This is a genomic window from Micromonospora desertarenae (genome assembly GCF_056150265.1).
Genome location: NZ_JAXCFQ010000002.1, coordinates 474,062 through 490,714 on the forward strand (window position 1 = coordinate 474,062; position 16,653 = coordinate 490,714).

16 protein-coding genes are annotated in these 16,653 nt (G+C 74.9%); 7 read left to right on the forward strand and 9 right to left on the reverse strand.

The annotated features are described in order from the left end of the window. Positions 1 to 13: 13 nt before the first annotated feature. From SM577_RS05215 to SM577_RS05225, 3 genes are all read right to left on the reverse strand, one after another. The gene (locus SM577_RS05215) at positions 14 to 430 is read right to left on the reverse strand and encodes a helix-turn-helix domain-containing protein (protein ID WP_302919583.1); all 417 of its coding nucleotides are present in this window, start codon (positions 428 to 430) and stop codon (positions 14 to 16) included. 152 nt (positions 431 to 582) lie between these two features. After that, the gene (locus SM577_RS05220) at positions 583 to 1,860 is read right to left on the reverse strand and encodes a class I SAM-dependent methyltransferase (protein WP_474581460.1); all 1,278 of its coding nucleotides are present in this window, start codon (positions 1,858 to 1,860) and stop codon (positions 583 to 585) included. A 744-nt stretch (positions 1,861 to 2,604) separates the two neighbouring features. Next, positions 2,605 to 4,254 carry a DEAD/DEAH box helicase gene (locus SM577_RS05225; RefSeq protein WP_302919582.1) on the reverse strand — a complete coding sequence of 550 codons (1,650 nt, stop codon included), beginning with the start codon at positions 4,252 to 4,254 and terminating at the stop codon, positions 2,605 to 2,607. Positions 4,255 to 4,576: 322 nt separating this feature from the next. Between SM577_RS05225 and SM577_RS05230 the strand changes: the two genes are divergently transcribed. Further along, positions 4,577 to 5,230 carry a ferritin-like fold-containing protein gene (locus SM577_RS05230; protein WP_302919581.1) on the forward strand — a complete coding sequence of 218 codons (654 nt, stop codon included), beginning with the start codon at positions 4,577 to 4,579 and terminating at the stop codon, positions 5,228 to 5,230. Positions 5,231 to 5,384: 154 nt separating this feature from the next. On the opposite strand, the gene SM577_RS05235 is transcribed toward SM577_RS05230, so the two are convergent. Beyond that, entirely contained in the window at positions 5,385 to 5,612 is a 228-nt protein-coding gene (locus SM577_RS05235) for a DUF3107 domain-containing protein (RefSeq protein WP_088997316.1), read from the reverse strand. A gap of 64 nt (positions 5,613 to 5,676) precedes the next feature. Further along, on the reverse strand, positions 5,677 to 6,315 hold the full coding sequence (locus SM577_RS05240) for a TetR/AcrR family transcriptional regulator (RefSeq protein ID WP_088997317.1): 639 nt from the start codon (positions 6,313 to 6,315) through the stop codon (positions 5,677 to 5,679). A 149-nt stretch (positions 6,316 to 6,464) separates the two neighbouring features. Here SM577_RS05240 and SM577_RS05245 point away from each other — a divergent pair, with 149 nt between their 5' ends. From SM577_RS05245 to SM577_RS05270, 6 genes are all read left to right on the forward strand, one after another. Next, complete coding sequence (locus SM577_RS05245) at positions 6,465 to 9,278, forward strand: hypothetical protein (RefSeq protein WP_474586412.1); 2,814 nt, start codon at positions 6,465 to 6,467, stop codon at positions 9,276 to 9,278. A 23-nt stretch (positions 9,279 to 9,301) separates the two neighbouring features. Beyond that, positions 9,302 to 10,276 carry an alpha/beta fold hydrolase gene (locus SM577_RS05250; protein ID WP_474586413.1) on the forward strand — a complete coding sequence of 325 codons (975 nt, stop codon included), beginning with the start codon at positions 9,302 to 9,304 and terminating at the stop codon, positions 10,274 to 10,276. A 5-nt stretch (positions 10,277 to 10,281) separates the two neighbouring features. Next, a complete protein-coding gene (locus tag SM577_RS05255; protein WP_474586414.1) occupies positions 10,282 to 11,184 on the forward strand; it encodes a DUF3152 domain-containing protein in 903 nt (300 codons plus the stop codon). A gap of 132 nt (positions 11,185 to 11,316) precedes the next feature. Then, on the forward strand, positions 11,317 to 12,126 hold the full coding sequence (locus SM577_RS05260) for a DUF3152 domain-containing protein (RefSeq protein WP_474581464.1): 810 nt from the start codon (positions 11,317 to 11,319) through the stop codon (positions 12,124 to 12,126). Between the two features lie 89 nt (positions 12,127 to 12,215). Next, positions 12,216 to 13,436, forward strand: coding sequence for an adenylyltransferase/sulfurtransferase MoeZ (gene moeZ, locus SM577_RS05265; protein ID WP_302919576.1), 1,221 nt, complete (start codon positions 12,216 to 12,218; stop codon positions 13,434 to 13,436). Between the two features lie 84 nt (positions 13,437 to 13,520). After that, positions 13,521 to 14,372 carry a prenyltransferase/squalene oxidase repeat-containing protein gene (locus SM577_RS05270; protein ID WP_368050590.1) on the forward strand — a complete coding sequence of 284 codons (852 nt, stop codon included), beginning with the start codon at positions 13,521 to 13,523 and terminating at the stop codon, positions 14,370 to 14,372. Here SM577_RS05270 and SM577_RS05275 read toward each other — a convergent pair. The 4 genes from SM577_RS05275 to SM577_RS05290 are packed head-to-tail and all read right to left on the reverse strand — an operon-like array spanning position 14,356 to position 16,621. After that, complete coding sequence (locus SM577_RS05275; RefSeq protein WP_302919574.1) at positions 14,356 to 14,871, reverse strand: SUKH-4 family immunity protein; 516 nt, start codon at positions 14,869 to 14,871, stop codon at positions 14,356 to 14,358. The genes SM577_RS05270 and SM577_RS05275 overlap by 17 nt on opposite strands. Positions 14,872 to 14,899: 28 nt before the next feature. Beyond that, positions 14,900 to 15,517 carry a hypothetical protein gene (locus SM577_RS05280; RefSeq protein ID WP_302919573.1) on the reverse strand — a complete coding sequence of 206 codons (618 nt, stop codon included), beginning with the start codon at positions 15,515 to 15,517 and terminating at the stop codon, positions 14,900 to 14,902. Beyond that, on the reverse strand, positions 15,514 to 16,134 hold the full coding sequence (locus tag SM577_RS05285) for a hypothetical protein (RefSeq protein ID WP_474586415.1): 621 nt from the start codon (positions 16,132 to 16,134) through the stop codon (positions 15,514 to 15,516). The genes SM577_RS05280 and SM577_RS05285 overlap by 4 nt, the downstream gene beginning before the upstream one ends. After that, entirely contained in the window at positions 16,127 to 16,621 is a 495-nt protein-coding gene (locus tag SM577_RS05290) for a WXG100-like domain-containing protein (RefSeq protein WP_302919571.1), read from the reverse strand. Before SM577_RS05290 ends, SM577_RS05285 begins: the two co-directional genes overlap by 8 nt. Positions 16,622 to 16,653 lie beyond the last annotated feature (32 nt).

A 16,653-nucleotide genomic window follows, 5' to 3' on the forward strand; every position in this document is an offset into this window, starting at 1 on the left:
CGGTGGTGCCGGTTCAGCCGGCCCGGCGGATCGGGCGGCGGGCGAGGTAGCGCAGCAGGTCGCGGATGTGGTGCTTCTCCTCGAGCGGCACCGTCGGGTCGGCCAGCCGTTGCAGGATCACCCGGACGTCGGCCTCCACCGGGCCGTCGTCGGTACGTCGGCGCGGGGTGGGGCCGGCGTCGGGCAGGCCGAGGGCGCGGAAGGCGGCGGCGACCGGTAGGTCGAGCGCGGCGCAGAAGCCGCGGACCTTGGCCAGCTCCGGGTAGTCCTGCCAGTCGCCGGCGAGCCAGCGGAAGACGGTCGAGCGGCCCACGCCGGTGTGCGCGGCCAGATCCGTGACGGTCCACCCGCGTTCCTCGCGGGCGTCGTCGATGGCGCGCCGCACGAACCGTGCGAACGCCATCTGTGGTGATACGTCTGCCGCGCCCATTCCTGCGGGCTCTCTCCTCCCGACCGGCACCGACGGTGCGCCTCCGAGGGTAGTACGGCCCGGCGCGGAAGCAATTGACTGATCGACCAGACCGTCCCGCCGGCGGGACTTTTCTCGCCCCGAAGCCGGCCGCCGGTGCCGCGCCGGGCGTCCTACGCGGTGTCCGCCGGCTCCCCGGTTGGCGTGTTGGCCGGCCTGGCGGCTGTCGTGCCCGCTGGCGTTCCGGTCGGCGGGTCCGCCGGCGTGCCGGGCGGCGGGTCCGCGGGCGTGCGGGCGGGCGCCGGCGGCGCTTCCGCGAGCAGGGTCTGCAGCCGTGGCGTGACCGCCCACTGGTCGACCAGCGCCCGGTAGTCGGCGCGCTGCGTCCCGGTCGGCTCGGCACCGGTGCGGCGGGCGCGGATCAGCAGGTTGCGCGGGGTGTGTCGGGAGTCGACGAACTCCACCACCTCGGTCCGGTAGCCGTGCAGCCGCAGCAGCCCGGCGCGCAGCGCGTCGGTGAGCACGTCCGCGAAGCGCTCGCGCAGGATGCCCTGCCGGGTCAGCAGCTCGTACGGCGCCGGCGCCGGCCGGGCGCGCAGCTGGGCCGCGATGTCGTGGTGGCAGCAGGGCGCGGCGAGCACCCAGCGGGCCCGCCAGCGCACCGCCCGGGCCAGCGCCTCGTCGGTGGCGGTGTCGCAGGCGTGCAGCGCCAGCACCAGATCGGGGGCGGGCTCGACCACCGCGTCGGCGATGGTGCCGGCCACGAAGCGGACCCGGTCGGCCCAGCCGAGCCGCTCGGCCAGCTCGGTGTTGCGCTGGCGCTGGTCCTCCCGGACGTCCACCCCGACCAGCTCCACGTCGAGCCCGCGCTGGGTGAGGTAGCGGTACGCCGCGAAGGTCAGGTACGCGTTGCCGCAGCCCAGGTCGACCACGCGCAGCCGGCCGGTCAGGTCGTCCGGCAGGGTGGCCGCCAGCGCCCGCAGGAACGCGTCCACCTGGCGCCGCTTCGCCGCCGAGCCGCCGATCTCGGCGAAGATCGGGTCACCCGGGTCGAGCAGGTAGTCCTTGGCCCGGTCGTGCCCGGCCGGCTCGGCGGTCGGCCGGCTCGCCGCCGACCGGTGCACCTGCGCCTCGCCGGACTTGGTCACCCGCAGTTGCAGGGTCGCCCCGGCCGTCTCCACGTGCCAGTTGCCGAACGGCTCGGCCAGCAGCGCGTCCACCGCCTCGGCCGCCTCCGGGCCCGGGGCGACGTTGCGGGTGTACGGCCGGGCCCCGTCCGAGGTCGAGATCTGCAACCGTGGGCCGGCCTTCAGCGCCACCGGGCGCAGCTCGGCCCGGACCACCGAGGGGCGCTGGCCGCGCCGGCGTCCGGCGGCGACCGCCCGGGTCAGCGCGGGGTCGAGCAGCAGCGACCGCACCTCGGTCAGGGCGGCGTCCAGCGGTTCCGGCATTGCTCCATCTTCCTGCTCGATCGCGCCCGGCCCGAACCGGGTGCGCGTGAGTCGCGCTACGCCACACCGCTCCGCGCCTCCGGTGCGCCTCCTGTCGGTAGAGCCGAACCACCCGCACGCCAGGCCGGCCGCGTTCGGCGACGGCAAGGGCGGCAGCGCCACCGCACGCCCGATGCCGTCCGACGGGATCTCGCGCCTCTGGGTGCGTCTGTTGTCGCTAGGACAGCAACATCTGCACCCAAACGCCGGCGGCGGTGGTCAGCGGCGGGAGGCGGCAGCGCCTGATGCCGTCGTCAGGGGAGGTGGTGCGCGGGTTTGGGTGCATCTGTTGTCGCTGGAGCCGCAACAACCGCACCCGAAGATGGTGCCGCCCGCGCGACGACGGCGGGTGTCAGGAGCTGCGTGGGTGGAAGCAGAGCAAAGCGCGCGCAGCGCCGCCGTCGCCGCTTCCGGCCGGCCTCACGGCTCGGCCCGCGTTGCGGTTCGCCGGCAGCCCTCCGGCCCGTGGGCGGCCTCGCTGCTGGCGGGTGGGTGGGCTTGCGGTTCGCCGGCGGCCCTGTCGGCTCGCGGGCGGTCCTGTGGCTCGGGCGGCCGGTTCGCCGGCGGCCGGCACGTCGTGGCGAAATGGCTGCCATGCTGGCGGCGGCACGCCGCGGACGTAGTTGGGCTGGTCGGGGCGGCTGGGCGCTCAGACGGACGTCCCCGCACCGGGGACCGGTACGGGGACGTCGGGTCGTGCGCGGGTCAGTCGGCGGTCGCCTCGGCCGGCGTACTGGCGGCGGAACCGCCACCACGGCGGCGCCGGCGGCGGCGCGGCTTCGGGGCGTCGCCCTCGGCGACCGGGGTGTCGCCGGCCTCGGCGCTGATCACCGCGGTCGGCTCGCCGGCCACCACCTCGCCGGCCCGGCGGCGCCGGCGGCGGCGCGGGGTGCGGGTGGCCTCGTCGGCGGCGCCTTCGGCCGCGGGCTCGGCGGCGTCCGGCACGGCGGCCGACTCGCCGCGGCCCCGGCGGCGCTCCCGGCCGCGGCTCTCACCGCGCCGGACACCCCGGCCCTCGCCCCGGCGGGACCGGCCACCGCCGAGGTCCTCCTCGACCTCGGCCGACAGCCCGGCCCGGGTGCGCTCCGCGGTGGGCAGCGTGCCGGTGACGTCGCGGGAGATGTCCAGGTCGGTGTAGAGGTGCGGGGACGTGTGGTACGTCTCCGGCGGCTCCGGCATGTCCAGGCCCAGCGTCTTGTCGATGATCCGCCAGCGGGGCATGTCGTCCCAGTCGACGAAGGTCACCGCGACGCCGGTCGCCCCGGCCCGGCCGGTGCGGCCGATCCGGTGGGTGTAGGTGTCCTGGTCCTCGGGGCAGTCGTAGTTGATGACGTGGGTGACGCCGCTGACGTCGATGCCGCGGGCGGCCACGTCGGTGGCGACCAGGGTGTCGATCTTGCCAGCCCGGAACGCGCGCAGCGCCCGCTCCCGCGCACCCTGGCCGAGGTCGCCGTGCACGGCGGCCACCGCGAAGCCGCGGAAGTCGAGGTCCTCGGCGACCCGGTCGGCGGCCCGCTTGGTACGGGTGAAGATCATGGTCAGCCCGCGACCCTCGGCCTGCAGGATCCGCGCCACGATCTCGATCTTGTTGAGCGAGTGGGTGCGGTAGGCCAGCTGCTGGGTCTGCGGCGACGGCCCGGTCTCGGCGGTGTGGCCGGCGTGGATCGTCACCGGGTGGCGCAGGAAGCGCCGGGAGAGGGCGACGATCGGGTCCGGCATGGTGGCCGAGAAGAGCATGGTCTGCCGGTCCTCCGGCAGCATCGCGAGGATCTTCTCGACGTCGTCGAGGAAGCCCAGGTCGAGCATCCGGTCGGCCTCGTCGAGCACCAGCGCGTGCACCCGGTCGAGTCGCAGGTGCTTCTGCTTGGCCAGGTCGAGCAGCCGGCCGGGGGTACCGACCAGGATCTCCACGCCCTTGCGCAGGGCGTCGATCTGCGGCTCGTACGCGACGCCACCGTAGATCGGCAGCACCCGGACGCCCCGGGTGCGGCCGGCGGCGGCCAGGTCCTTGGCGACCTGGAGGCCCAGCTCGCGGGTGGGTACGACGACCAGCGCCTGGGGCAGGCCGTCCTCGCCGCCCTCGCCGGGGGCGAAGACCCGCTCCAGCAGCGGTACGCCGAAGCCGAGGGTCTTGCCGGTGCCGGTGGGCGCCTGGCCGATCAGGTCGCTGCCGCGCAGCGCGATCGGGAGCGCGTACTCCTGGATCGCGAAGGCGCGGGTGATGCCCGCGTCGGCCAGCGCGTCGACGGTCTCCTGACGCGCGCCGAGCTGGGCGAAGGTGGGAGCCTCCGGTCGAACCGGGGCGGTGGGGGCCAGTTCCTGGCCGTCCATGAGGTCTTGGGTCAGCTCGCTCATATGGATTTGGGGGTGCCCTCTCGTGGGTGCGCCCCGTCATGTCCTCAGGGCGCGATCGGTATGGCGCGGGCCACACGGTCGGGCGGCAGACTGCCGAGCCGGACCGGGCCGCACGCGCGCCGCGGGTCGGAGTGCGACCGGATCGAAGGCCGGCCGGATTGGCGCCCACGGCAACTGCTACATCCTACCTGAACCGCCTGCACCCCGTCCTGATTCCGGGTCCCGCCCCCGCGTCCGGGGGCCGACTCTGTGACCTGGGTCACAAAACACCGGCGGATCGCGGCGTCCCCCACGGTTCGTCGGCGGGCGGTAGCCTGCGCTCGTGTCCGCCCCCGCCCCGCCCGGCCCCGCCGTCGTCGACCTGCTCGGCCTGGTGGCCCTCGGCGAGCTGCTCGCCTTCGAACGGATGGCCGCCGACGCGCGGCTCGCGCCCGATCTGCGCCGCCGCGCGGCGCTGGGCGAGATGGCGGCCGCCGAGATCGGCAACTACCGGCGGCTGGCCGACCGGCTCACCGCGCTCGGCGTGCTGCCCGACGACGCCATGGCCCCGTACGTCGCGCCCTTGCAGGCGTACCACGACTCGACCGAGCCGCGGGACTGGGCCGAGGCGGTCACCAAGGCGTACGTCGGCGACGCCATCACCGACGACTTCCTGCGCGAGATCGCGGGCGCGCTGGCCGAGCCGGACCGGCAACTCGTCCTCGACGTGCTGCACGAGTCGCGCTACGCCGAGTTCGCCGCCGCCGAGATCCGGGCCGCCATCGAGATCGACCCGCGGGTGGCCGGCCGGCTCTCGATGTGGGCGCGGCGGCTGGTGGGCGAGGCGCTGTCGCAGGCCGGCCGGGTGGCCGCCGCCGACCGGGGCGCGCTCACCGCCCTGATCGCCCAGGGCGACCAGGTGGACGTGCAGGCGCTGTTCCGCCGGCTGACCGCCGCGCACACCGAGCGGATGGCCGCGGCGGGCCTGAACAACTAGCTCACCGGCCCGCCGGGGTGATGGCGCGCGGTGCGTCGCAGCCCGGCGCGTCCGGGCGGAGGCTGGTGGCGTGGCTCGCCGTGTGCCGCCTCGGGCGGTGCCGCGTGGTCCGCGGCAGGTGCGCGCGGTCACCTGCCGCGGACGGAGGGCCCGCTCAGCGGACGGTGAACCCGACCGCGCGCGGCGACGCCTCGGCGATCTCCACGTAGGCGACCTTGTCGACCGGGACGACGACCCGCCGACCCTTCTCGTCGGTCAGGGACAGCGTGCCGGTGTTCTTCGCGATGGCGTCGGTCACGATCTGCTCGATCTCGGCCGGCGACTGCGCGCTCTCCAGAACCAGCTCGCGCGGCGCGTACTGCACGCCGATCTTGACCTCCACGGTGCCTCCTCAACTGGGGCGAAAAAGCCGCCGTGCGAAGGCTATCCGATCTCGGGGGTGGCGGTCAGGCTGACTCACCTTGCAGCGGGAAGCTGGCGATGCCGCGCCAGGACAGCGCCGCCACCAACGCCTCGGCCTCGGCCTTGGGCACCTGCCGGCCGCCGGCCAGCCAGAACTGCGCGGCGGTCTCGGCCGCGCCGACCAGGCCCGAGGCCAGCAGCTCGGCGTGCGCCCGGCTCACGCCGGTGTCCGAGATGATGGTGTCGGTGATCGCCGCGATGCAGCCCTGCTCGACCCGCTCCACCCGCTGCCGCACGGCCGGGTCGTTGCGCAGGTCGGACTCGAAGACCAGCCGGAACGCCTCGCTCTCGTGGTCGACGAAGTCGAAGTACGCCCGGACCGAGGCGCTGACCCGCTCCTTGTTGTCGTTGGTGCCGCGCATGGCCTCGTGCACCTTGGCCACGATGGCGTCGCAGTGGGTGTCGAGCAGGGCCAGGTACAGCTCCATCTTGCCGGGGAAGTGCTGGTAGAGCACCGGCTTGGAGACCCCCGCCCGCTCGGCGATGTCGTCCATCGCGGCGGCGTGGTAGCCCTGTGCGACGAACACCTCCTGGGCAGCGGCGAGCAGCTGCTTGCGGCGCGCGGACCGGGGTAGGCGCGTGGGCCGGCCGGCGGTCTGGGCGCCGTTCCCCACAGCGGTCATGGGAACCTCCGAGTTTCCTGTGTACGAGCCGGCACTTTTCCCCCGAACCGGTCCGGGTTCGTGACCCGTCGCGGAATTGGCCCGCCGCTGTAACTTATCGCCACTGTCACCACACGGTAGCCTCAGCGGGGGCGACCAAGGAGCGCGCGGTGAGTGAATCAGGGCAACCCGGTGCCGCCACCCCGGGAGAGCACGGCGACGGGACGGGTCAGCAGGACGACCTGGCCCGTACCGGCAACGGGTGGGCGCCCGCGCCGGCCGGCTGGGCCCGGAGCGGGGAGACCGGTGGTTCCCGGGAGCCGGCGCCGTCCTGGCGCCAACCCGACCCGGCCCTCGGCTGGGGCGCCTCCTCGCCCCGGCACGGCGACCTGCCGCCACCGCTGCCCGGCCTGCCCGCCGACGCCCCGGCGACCCGGGCAGCCAACGGCCGGCACACCAACGGCGTCGGCCAGCACCCGACCGAGCCGCCGGCCGACCGGTCGGCTCCGATCAGCGCACCGCCCGGCCGCGCGACGCCGGTGAGCGCCCCGCCCGGTCTGCTCGGCGAACCGCGCCGGGACTCCGACGGGGATCGTCTCGTGGTGCCGGCGCAGCGCCCCGCCCCGGCGGCCGAGCAGCCCGCCCCGCCGCACGGGCTCGCCGAGCCGGAGCCCGGTCCGGCCCGGCACGCGTCCGACGACCCGTCGGCCGGCCGGCCGAACCGCTGGGCGGAGCCCGGCCCACCCACGTCCGCACCGCCCGCCGTGCAGGTTCCGCCGGTCGGGACGACCGCCTCGGGCTTCGAGGTGCCGCCCGGTTTCCACGCCCCGACGGTCGACCGGTCCGCGGCCGGCGAACCGCCGAGCGCCGTCGACCCCCGTGGCTGGGGCGACCCGTTCCCGCCGGAGCAGCCCGCCGCCGAGCCCCGCCCGGGCACGCCGGGAACCGATCGCACCGCCGGCCTCGACCGCGCGCTGACCGCCGGTGAGCCGGCCGGCCCGGCCGCCACGCCGCCGACCGACCGGACGCCGCCCGCCGAACCCGACTGGTCCGGTCCGAACTGGAACCGGCCGAGCTGGGGCAGCGGCTGGGCACCGTCCTGGGCCCGGGAAGAGGCGGCCGAGTCGACCGGCCGGCGCGCCCGCGACGAGTCCACGCCGGGCTGGGCCAGCGAGCCGAACCGGCCGTACGAGCCGGTACGCGCCGAGCCGGTCCACCCCTACGAGCCGCCGCGGCCCGAGCCGACCCGGCCCTACCAGCCGAGCCGCGCCGAGGCCGAGCAACGCCCGCCGGCCGAGCAGCGTCCGGCGTACGAGCCGCCGGCCGAGCAGCGTGCGGCGTACGAGCCGCCGGCCGAGCAGCGTGCGGCGTACGAGCCGCCGGCCGAACGGCGTCCGGCGTACGAGCCGCCGGCCGCTCCGGCCGAACGCCCGGCGCCCGCGCCGGCCGAGCGCCCGTCCTGGGCGGGCGGGCCGCCGGCCGCCGTGCCGTCGAGCGCGCCGCCGTCCCCGTACGCCCCGGAGGCGGCCGCGTCGTCCCCGCCCGAGGACGAGCCCCGGAACATGCGACCGTTCCGGTTCCGGTCGGCCGAGTCCGCGTCCGCCCCGCCGGAACCACCCGGCGACCCGTCGACCGGTCCCGCCACCGCGCCCGCCACGAGCGGGGACGCCCGCCGCGACCGCACTCCGCCCGCGCCCGCACCGACGAGTGCCCCTCCCTACGCGGCCCGCCGATCCGCCCCGGAACCGGTGCCGACGGCCCGGCCGGCCGAAGACGGGCTGCCGGACCGTACGTCGGCGGTGCTGCCGCAGCGCGTCCCGGCCGAGCCGGACGTGCCAGTAGTGCCGGAGCCGCCAGCCGTGGAGCCATCCGCCGAAACCCCGGAACTCGCCCGCATCGCCACCCACCTGCGCCGCGACGACGAGCCCGCGCCGATGCGGGAGCGGCCGGAGGGCTTCGACGTCAACGCCATCCTGGACGCCGTCCGCGAGGTGGCCGGCGTCCGGGACGCTGCGCTGCGCCGCACCCCGGCCGGCGCGCACAGCCTGCGGCTCGACCTGGCCGACGGCGCCGACCCGGCCGAGGTCAGCCGGCAGGTCGCCCGCCTGCTCCAGGAGCGGATGGGGCTGGCCGCCGCGCCGCAGAACGTGCCCGGCCTGCCCACCACGCCGCCGCCCCCGGTGCGCCGCCGCTCGGCCGAGCCCCGCCCCGCCGAGTCCCGCTCCGCCGAGCCCCGGGCGGCCGAACCCCGCGCGGAGCGGGCTGTCGAGCCCCGCGCCGCCGAGGCGCGGAGCGCCCCGCCGGCCGCCGACCCCCGGGTCCCCGGCGCCCGGCCGGAGACCGGTCCGACCCGGGCCGAGCGCCGGGCCGAACCGGAGCCGGAGGTCACCCCGCGCCGGCGCCGGCAGTCCGCCGCCTCGCACCGGGGCCGGGCCACCGTCGAGGAGCCGGGCTCGGTCTCCGCCGCCCCGGCCGGTACGGCCACCGGCAGCCCGGCCACCGTCGGCTCCTATTCGGGCGGACAGGTGACCACCACCGAGACCGCCCCTTCCCGGCCACTGGCCACCGGTGGCACGTCCGGTCCCCGGGTGGTGATCGACCACGTGCAGGTGAGCACCTTCGGGCTGGACGCCACCGTGGAGGTACGCCTGGTGGCCGGCGGGCAGAACGCCACCGGCTACTCCACCGGCCCGGCCGTGGACGGCTTCGTGCTGCGGCTCTGCGCGGTGGCCGCCGCGGCGGCGGTGGACGAACTGCTCCGCGGCGCGGTCTCCGCGCCCGAGCGGGGGCGGTGCTTCGTCGAGCACGCGGCGGTGGTGCCGTTCGGCAACTGCGAGGTGGCCACGGTGGTGGTGTTGCTGGTCTGCGACGGCTGGGTGGAACAGCTGGCCGGGTCGGCGCTGGTCGCCGGCGACCCTCGGCAGGCAGTGGTCCGGGCCACCCTGGCCGCGGTCAACCGCCGGCTCGAGGCGCTGCTGGCCTGAGCGTTCCGGGGCAGACTGGAGCGATGAAGCGCGCCACCCTCTGGCCGGACCACCTCCTCCCGGAGCACTCGGTCCCGCCGCCCTGGCCGGGCCGGGAGGTACGCCTCGACGGGACGGTCACCTACGTCCGGGACACTCCGGCGACGGCGCCCGGCGCCGAGCCGGCGCTCTACGTGCACGGGCTCGGCGGCTCGTCGCAGAACTGGACCGACCTGGCCGGGCTGCTCGCCGACCGGCTCGACGGGCAGGCGATCGACCTGCCGGGGTTCGGCCGCAGCGAGCCGGGCCGGCGGTACACCGTGCCGGCCTTCGCCGAGCGGGTGATCCGCTGGATCGAGCACTCGGGCCGGGGGCCGGTGCACCTGTTCGGCAACTCGCTCGGCGGGGCGGTGACCGTGCACGTGGCGGGCACCCGGCCGGACCTGGTCCGCACCCTGACCCTGATCTCGCCGGCCCTGCCGTTCCTCGACTTCCGCCGTTCGTTGCAGGGCCGGATGCTGCCGCTGCTGGCGGTCCCCCGGGGCGAGCGACTGGCCGCCTGGCGGCTGGCCCAGCTGGCGCCCGAGGTGATGGCCCAGCAGGTGATGGAGGCGTGCGTGGCCGACCTGAGCCGGATCTGCGACCAGCGTCGACGGGAGGCGCTGGAGGAGATCCGGATCCGCTACCAGGCCGAGCACTACGCGGCCGCGTACGTGCGCACCTTCCGCGGGTTGGTCTACAGCTTCCTGCGGGCGTACCTGCCGGGCTCGGGGTCGCTGTGGCGGCTCGCCCGCTCGGTCCGCGCGCCCACCCTGGTGGTCGGCGGCCGGCAGGACCGGCTGGTCGACGTACGGGTGGCGCCGCAGACGGCCCGGGTGATCCCGGACAGCCGGCTGCTGCTGCTGGACGGGGTCGGGCACGTGGCGCAGGTCGAGGTGCCGCGCCTGGTGGCCCGCGCCGTGGTCGGACTGCTCGCCGAAACGGAGGACACCGCCCGGCGGTCCGACATGGCAGGCTGACCAGGATGTCCTCCTCCCGCCGGTCCGCTCCCGGTCACCAGCGGCGCGCCGCGCGGGCCGACGGCCGCCGTACCCGCGCTCGCCGCTTCCCGGGGCGCGCGTCCCGCCGGGCGCTGGAGGCGTTGGTCTTCGTCGTCGCGGTGGTGGCCGCGGTGGTGGTGGTGACCGACCGGCCGCGCGACGCGGACGCCGAGGTGGGCGTCGTGCCGGAGGTGGTTTCCGCGCCCACGCCGGCGGTGTCGCCGACCCCCGGCGTCGCGGCGACGTCGAGCGCCACCGCCAGCCCGCCCGCGCCGCCGGTGCTCCGGCTGCCCGGGCCGGTGCCGTCGGCCGGGCGGGACAGCTTCGGGTACGACGACCGGGTCGGCCCGGTGCTCGGTGAGGCGGGAGTGCTGCGGCGCTACCGGGTCGCCGTGGAGGCCGGCTCCGGCGAGGACGCGGGGGAGTTCGGGGCGGCCGTCCAGACGGCGCTCGCCGGGCCGGGGAGCTGGGTGGACAGCGGGCGGCTGCGGTTGCAGCAGGTCGGCCCCCGCTCCCGGTACGACTTCACGGTCTACCTGGCCACCGCGGCCACGGCGCGGCGGATGTGCGCCGCCGGTGGGGTGGACATCCGGATCGGCGGGCGGCCGTACACGTCCTGCCGCGCCTCGGGCAAGGTGATCATCAACCTGGACCGCTGGCGGCTGTCGGTGCCGCACTTCGTGCGGGCCGGCGTGCCGCTGTCGGTCTACCGCACCTACGTGGTGAACCACGAGGTCGGCCACCAGCTCGGGCACCGGCACGAGCGGTGCCCGGGCCGGGGGCGACCGGCGCCGGTGATGATGCAGCAGACGCTCTTCCTGAACGGCTGCGTGGCCAACCCCTGGCCGTACCGGGACGGTCGCCGCTACGCCGGCCCGCCCCTATAGCCCATTACCGGTAATGGGAGCAAAGGGCAGGAATCGGAAACAATTCGCCGACAGGCCGACAGGGGCAGATACTCTTTGCCCCATTCGTGTTTAACGTGCGGAAATACCTGGTTAACGTGCGACGCTGACCGCATGACGTCGTCGTCCCCTTCCGACCCGACTGATCCCGGCTCCGCCCGGCCGCGCCCGCGGCCGACGCTGGTGCGGATGCGCCGACGCCGCCGCCGCACCGTCCTGCTCGGCCTGGTGCTGCTGGCCGCGGCCCTCGGCGGGGTGGCGGTGGCCAGGGCCGGTGACTCCCCGCGCCGGGCACCGTCCGTCGGTCCCGGCCCGATGGCGTACGGGGCGAACCAGCGCACCGAGCCGACCGGCTATCCCCGGGTCGGCGCGGGCAGTTTCACCACCGCCGAGGGCGAGTCGCCGGTGTTCGGGGCGGACGGGCCGCTGCACCGCTACCGGGTGGCGGTGGAGCGGGGCACCGGGCAGGACGCCCCCGCCTTCGCCGCCACCGTCGACGAGGTGCTGGCCGACCCGCGCGGCTGGACCGCCGCCGGCGAGCGGCGGGTGCAGCGGGTGGCCGACGCGGAGGTCGCCGACTTCACCATCTACCTGGCCACGCCGCGCACCTCGGAGGTCATGTGCGCCGAGGGCGGGCTGAGCACCGAGGGGTACACCTCCTGCCGGCTGCCCGGGAAGGTGATCATCAACCTGGCCCGCTGGCTGGAGGCGGTGCCGGACTACGGGGCGCCGCTGGAGGTGTACCGCGCCTACGTGATCAACCACGAGGTCGGGCACGAGTTCGGCGAGGGCCACGAGGCCTGCCCGGGGCCGGGACGCCCGGCGCCGGTGATGCAACAGCAGACGTACGGCCTCCAGGGCTGCGTCGCGTACGCCTGGCCCTGGCTGGAGGGGCGGCGCTACGCCGGCGAGATCGTTCCCTGACGATCCCCCGCCCGGCCGCTTTATTCCCGCTCCCGAATGGCGGGCTACGTGTCCCTCCTCATGGCCGACCGGCCCGCCGGCGAGCGACAATGGCGCGGTTCGCCACCGCCGATCCCGGGGAGTCCACCGTGTCGTTGCCCCCGCTCGTCGAGCCCGCCGCCGAGCTGACCGTTGACGAGATCCGCCGCTACTCGCGCCACCTGATCATCCCGGACGTCGGGGTGGAGGGGCAGAAGCGGCTGAAGAACGCCCGGGTGCTCTGTGTCGGCGCCGGTGGCCTCGGCTCGCCCGCGCTGATGTACCTCGCCGCGGCCGGCGTCGGCACGCTCGGCATCATCGACTTCGACACCGTCGACGAGTCCAACCTCCAGCGGCAGATCATCCACGGTGTCTCCGACGTCGGCCGCTCGAAGGCGGAGTCCGCCGCCGCCTCGATCCGCGAGATCAACCCGCTGGTCAAGGTGGAGATCCACAACACGGCGCTGGACCGGGACAACGTCCGCGAGATCTTCGCCCAGTACGACCTGATCGTCGACGGCACCGACAACTTCGCCACCCGCTACATGGTCAACGACGCCGCGGTGCTGCTCGGAAAGCCGTACGTCTGGGGGTCGATCTACCGGTTCGACGGCCAGGCGTCGGTCTTCTGGGCCGAGCACGGCCCCTGCTACCGCTGCCTCTACCCGGAGCCCCCGCCGCCCGGCATGGTGCCGTCCTGCGCCGAGGGCGGCGTGCTCGGCGTGCTCTGCGCCTCGATCGGCTCGATCCAGGTCAACGAGGCGATCAAGCTGCTCGCCGGGATCGGCGAGCCGCTGGTCGGCCGGCTGATGGTCTACGACGCGCTGGAGATGTCCTACCGCAAGATCAAGGTGCGCAAGGACCCGAACTGCGTGCTCTGCGGCGAGAACCCCACGGTGACCGACCTGCTGGAGGACTACGAGGACTTCTGCGGCGCGGTGTCGGTGGAGGCCCAGGAGGCGACGGTCGACTCGACCATCACCGCGCTGGAGCTCAAGGAGTGGCAGGACGCCGGCAAGGACATCTTCCTGGTCGACGTCCGGGAGCCGGCCGAGTACGAGATCGTCCGGATCCCCGGCGCCACGCTGATCCCCAAGGGCGAGATCATCTCCGGCGAGGCGCTGGCCAAGCTGCCGCAGGACCGGCAGATCGTGCTGCACTGCAAGTCCGGCGTCCGGTCCGCCGAGGCGCTCGCCGCGCTGAAGGCGGCCGGCTTCCGGGACGCCGTCCACGTCCAGGGCGGGGTGCTCTCCTGGATCAAGCAGATCGATCCCTCGCTGCCCGCGTACTGACCGGTCGGCCGGGGTCGGCGGCGGCGACGCGCCCCGTCGACCCCGGCCGATTCCCCGAGGCGGAATCGCCTTTGCGCAGGTAGCGTGTCCGCCGTGGTGGATCTGGACGCCGCTATCGGCTTCGTCGTGGCGCACGGGGACGCGGTGGACCGCGCCCGGCTCTCCCGGCTGCGCACCGGCGCGGAGGTCCCGGGGGAGCTGCTCGACGCGGCCGAGACCGGGCAACTGCCCGACGGCGGCTGGCCCGCCACCCTCGACGGCGCCGTCGGTTCCGTCGACGCCACCTGTTACCGGCTGGCCGAGCTGGACGACCTGGGCGCGCTCGGCCGCCCCGCGGCGCGGCGGGCGCTGGACTGGCTCGCCGCCCGGCAACTGCCCGACGGCGGCTGGGACGAGGACCCGTCGCTGGCCGAGGTCGCGCCCGAGTGGGCCCGGCCGGGCGACCCGGAGGCCCGCTTCTACCTGACCGCCAACGCCGGATTCTGGCTGACCGTGGCCGGGCTGGACGCCCGGGCCGCCGGACCGCTCGACCACCGCGTCGGCGGGGCGTACGCCGGGGTGGTGCAGGCGGCGGCGCACGCCGTCGCCGGTCAGCTCGCCCCGGACGGCAGCTGGCCGTCCTTCCTGCCGGCCGGCTGGCTGAGCGCGGCGGTGCTGCACCGGCAGGGGATGTACGACGAGTCCGCGCGGATCCAGGCGGTGCTGGCCGAGCGGGTCCCCCGGCTCTCCCCGGCGGACGCGGCATGGCTGGCCGCGACGCTGCGCCGGGTCGAGGTGGGCGAGGAACAGTGGCTGCTGGTGTCGGCCCGCCGCCGGCTGGCCGAGACCCAGCGCAGCGACGGCGGCTGGGACAGCGACGACGGTCACCAGTTCGACGTGCACACCACGCTGCGGGCGATCCGGGCCTGCCGCCCGGCGGTCACTTCAGCTGGCTGATCACCAGCGGCCACCAGGCGTTCGGGCCGAACGCGGCCGGGTCGATGCTCTCCAGGGTGGTGCGCAGCACCTCGGCCCGCTCGGCCCGGCCGGCCTTGCCCTCGTCCGCCTCGACGAAGAGCGCGAACTGGTAGAGGAACTCGACGAAGGTGCGGAAGTTGCTGTTGACCGCCTGCACGTCCCGGGCGGCCAGGTCGAACTGGAGGATCTCGCCGGTCTTCGGGTCGAGCACGTAGAGCAGGTCGGTGTTGTCGGCGACCGCGCCGACCACGATCAGGCGGATGTCCAGCGACCCGTCCTCGGTGGTCAGCTGGATCGTGTCGAACAGCTCGATGTCGCCTTCGAGGTAGGCGGTGTAGACCACCGCCACGTCGAGCGGGATCTCGTCGCCGGCGGGGAGCATGTCCGGGCTGAAGCCGCCCTCCAGCCACGCCTCGCGCGGGTACGGAACCAGCTCGTCCTCGCTCCACAGTGCGGTGAACCGGGGATCAGCTGCCATGACGGTCCTTCGTGGGGTCGACGGTGGGTCAGGAGGACAAACCGGCGGCGATCAGCAGGCGCCGCCAGTTGTCGGCGTACTCGCCGGCGTGCCGACCCTTGCGCAGCCGCTGCTCGGGGGCGGCCGGACCGAGGACGATCGACGTCAGCTCCGGGTAGCGGGGGCCGAGCACGTGCTCGTCGAAGAAGGTGGCCACATCGGGGGCGATGATGGTGAACTCGACGTCCTCGTCTGGGTGCTCGTACTGGTAGACGTAGGCGCTGGACTCCATGTAGTACACGTCCAGGTCTTCCAGGTCGAGGTAGATCGGATCGCCGCCGCGGATCTCGGCGCGGATGCCGGAGGGGACGCTGTTCATCTCGTAGCCGACGATCAGCGGGCTGCCCATCGGGTCGTTCGGGTTGACCTCGTACTCCTCCCACGCCTGCGGGGTGAGGATCTCCTTCGGCGCGTGGAACCGGAAGTTGTCGCCCTCCAGGCGCTGGAACAGGCTGTAGACCTCGGCGACGCCGGGCAGGTCGGCGATCGGCTCCAGCGGAGCCGGCCCTTCGACGAGCACGCCGAAGCCGTGCTCGGCCTCCACCCGGGTGAGCAGCTCCACCTTCTCGGCGATCCGGGCGAGGACGGCGGGGTCCGGCTGGGTCATGGCAGGACCTTCACGATGACCGGGGTGCCCTCGGGGACGTCGTGCAGCGCCACGGAGATCTCGCGGCCGAGCTCTCGGTTGGTCCAGGCGTCCATCAGCCTGAGGTTAGCGTATTCGTCCTTTCCGTCGAGTTGCAGCTCGTGGATGTGGTCCGGGTCGAGCCCCTGGCCCCGGGCGGTGATCGGCCCCCGGCCGCCGTAGAGGCGGTCGACGAGGTCCTTGTTGGCCAGGTACTGGTTGGTCGCCGGGGTGCCGTGGTTCTGGGTCAGCCGGTTGTTCCTGGTCAGCCGGCGGGTCACCCGGTCGCGGAAGATGTTGGTGCGGCTCCGGTTGCCCGGCGTGGTGCCTCGGCCGCCGCGGTGGTAGACGCTTGTCCGTTCCGACTTGGCCTTGCTCAGCCGGCCCTCCTGCCCGAGCCGGACGAGGTCCTTGGCCTTGCGGTCGAAGTCCCGCTTGTCGAAATCCGGCCGGTTGCGCAGCACCAGCACCGCCGGGCCCTTCGGCTTCGCGCCGGACTTGGCGGTCCGGAACACGTCCGCGTTCTCCAGGTACGCCGAGACGATCTTGGCGCCCTTCGCCTGCGTCTGCCGGGGTGCGGCGGTCCGCTTCTTAGCCATTGAGCACCGTGTCCACCGCCATGCCGATCAGCTGGTCGATGATCATTCCGGTGATCATCTTGAAGATCGGGATCTCCAGCAGCGACGCGCCGAAGGTGACCGCCGCCGTGGCGATGGCCTGCGCGATCTGGATGGCCAGCAGCGCCAGCTGGACGATGACCTGGATCTTCAGGGCCAGCACCACACCCGCGGCGACCATCAGCCCGATGCCGATGACGTTCGCCGGGGTGGCCACGTCAGCGATGTTGCGCGCGGCGGACTCGGCGTCGTTCCACTCGCTGGCGAAGGCGGTGAAGCTCTCCCCCCGGTTGTTGTCGAGCACCGTCCGCGCCGCCGACTCCAGTTGGGCGACCGAGCCGGAGATCTGCCCGGCCATCCCGGTCCACTCGCCGGCCAGCTGGAACAGCGCCGTCTCGTCGGACTGCGGCCACTCGTAGCCGAGCATCGACAGCAGGGAGGCGAGTTCGCCCGGCAGGGTCAGGCCCACCGTGACTCCTTTCGTGCGTCGCTCGTCCGCCC

Coding starts and splice junctions, on each gene's coding strand:
- SM577_RS05240 (WP_088997317.1), bottom strand. CDS start 6,315: ATGACCGCTGTGGGGAACGGCGCCCAGACCGCCGGCCGGCCCACGCGC.
- SM577_RS05280 (WP_302919573.1), bottom strand. CDS start 15,517: ATGACCCAGCCGGACCCCGCCGTCCTCGCCCGGATCGCCGAGAAGGTG.
- SM577_RS05220 (WP_474581460.1), bottom strand. CDS start 1,860: ATGCCGGAACCGCTGGACGCCGCCCTGACCGAGGTGCGGTCGCTGCTG.
- SM577_RS05285 (WP_474586415.1), bottom strand. CDS start 16,134: ATGGCTAAGAAGCGGACCGCCGCACCCCGGCAGACGCAGGCGAAGGGC.
- SM577_RS05275 (WP_302919574.1), bottom strand. CDS start 14,871: ATGGCAGCTGATCCCCGGTTCACCGCACTGTGGAGCGAGGACGAGCTG.
- SM577_RS05225 (WP_302919582.1), bottom strand. CDS start 4,254: ATGAGCGAGCTGACCCAAGACCTCATGGACGGCCAGGAACTGGCCCCC.
- SM577_RS05215 (WP_302919583.1), bottom strand. CDS start 430: ATGGGCGCGGCAGACGTATCACCACAGATGGCGTTCGCACGGTTCGTG.
- SM577_RS05250 (WP_474586413.1), top strand. CDS start 9,302: ATGAAGCGCGCCACCCTCTGGCCGGACCACCTCCTCCCGGAGCACTCG.
- SM577_RS05260 (WP_474581464.1), top strand. CDS start 11,317: ATGACGTCGTCGTCCCCTTCCGACCCGACTGATCCCGGCTCCGCCCGG.
- SM577_RS05255 (WP_474586414.1), top strand. CDS start 10,282: ATGTCCTCCTCCCGCCGGTCCGCTCCCGGTCACCAGCGGCGCGCCGCG.
- moeZ (WP_302919576.1), top strand. CDS start 12,216: ATGGCGCGGTTCGCCACCGCCGATCCCGGGGAGTCCACCGTGTCGTTG.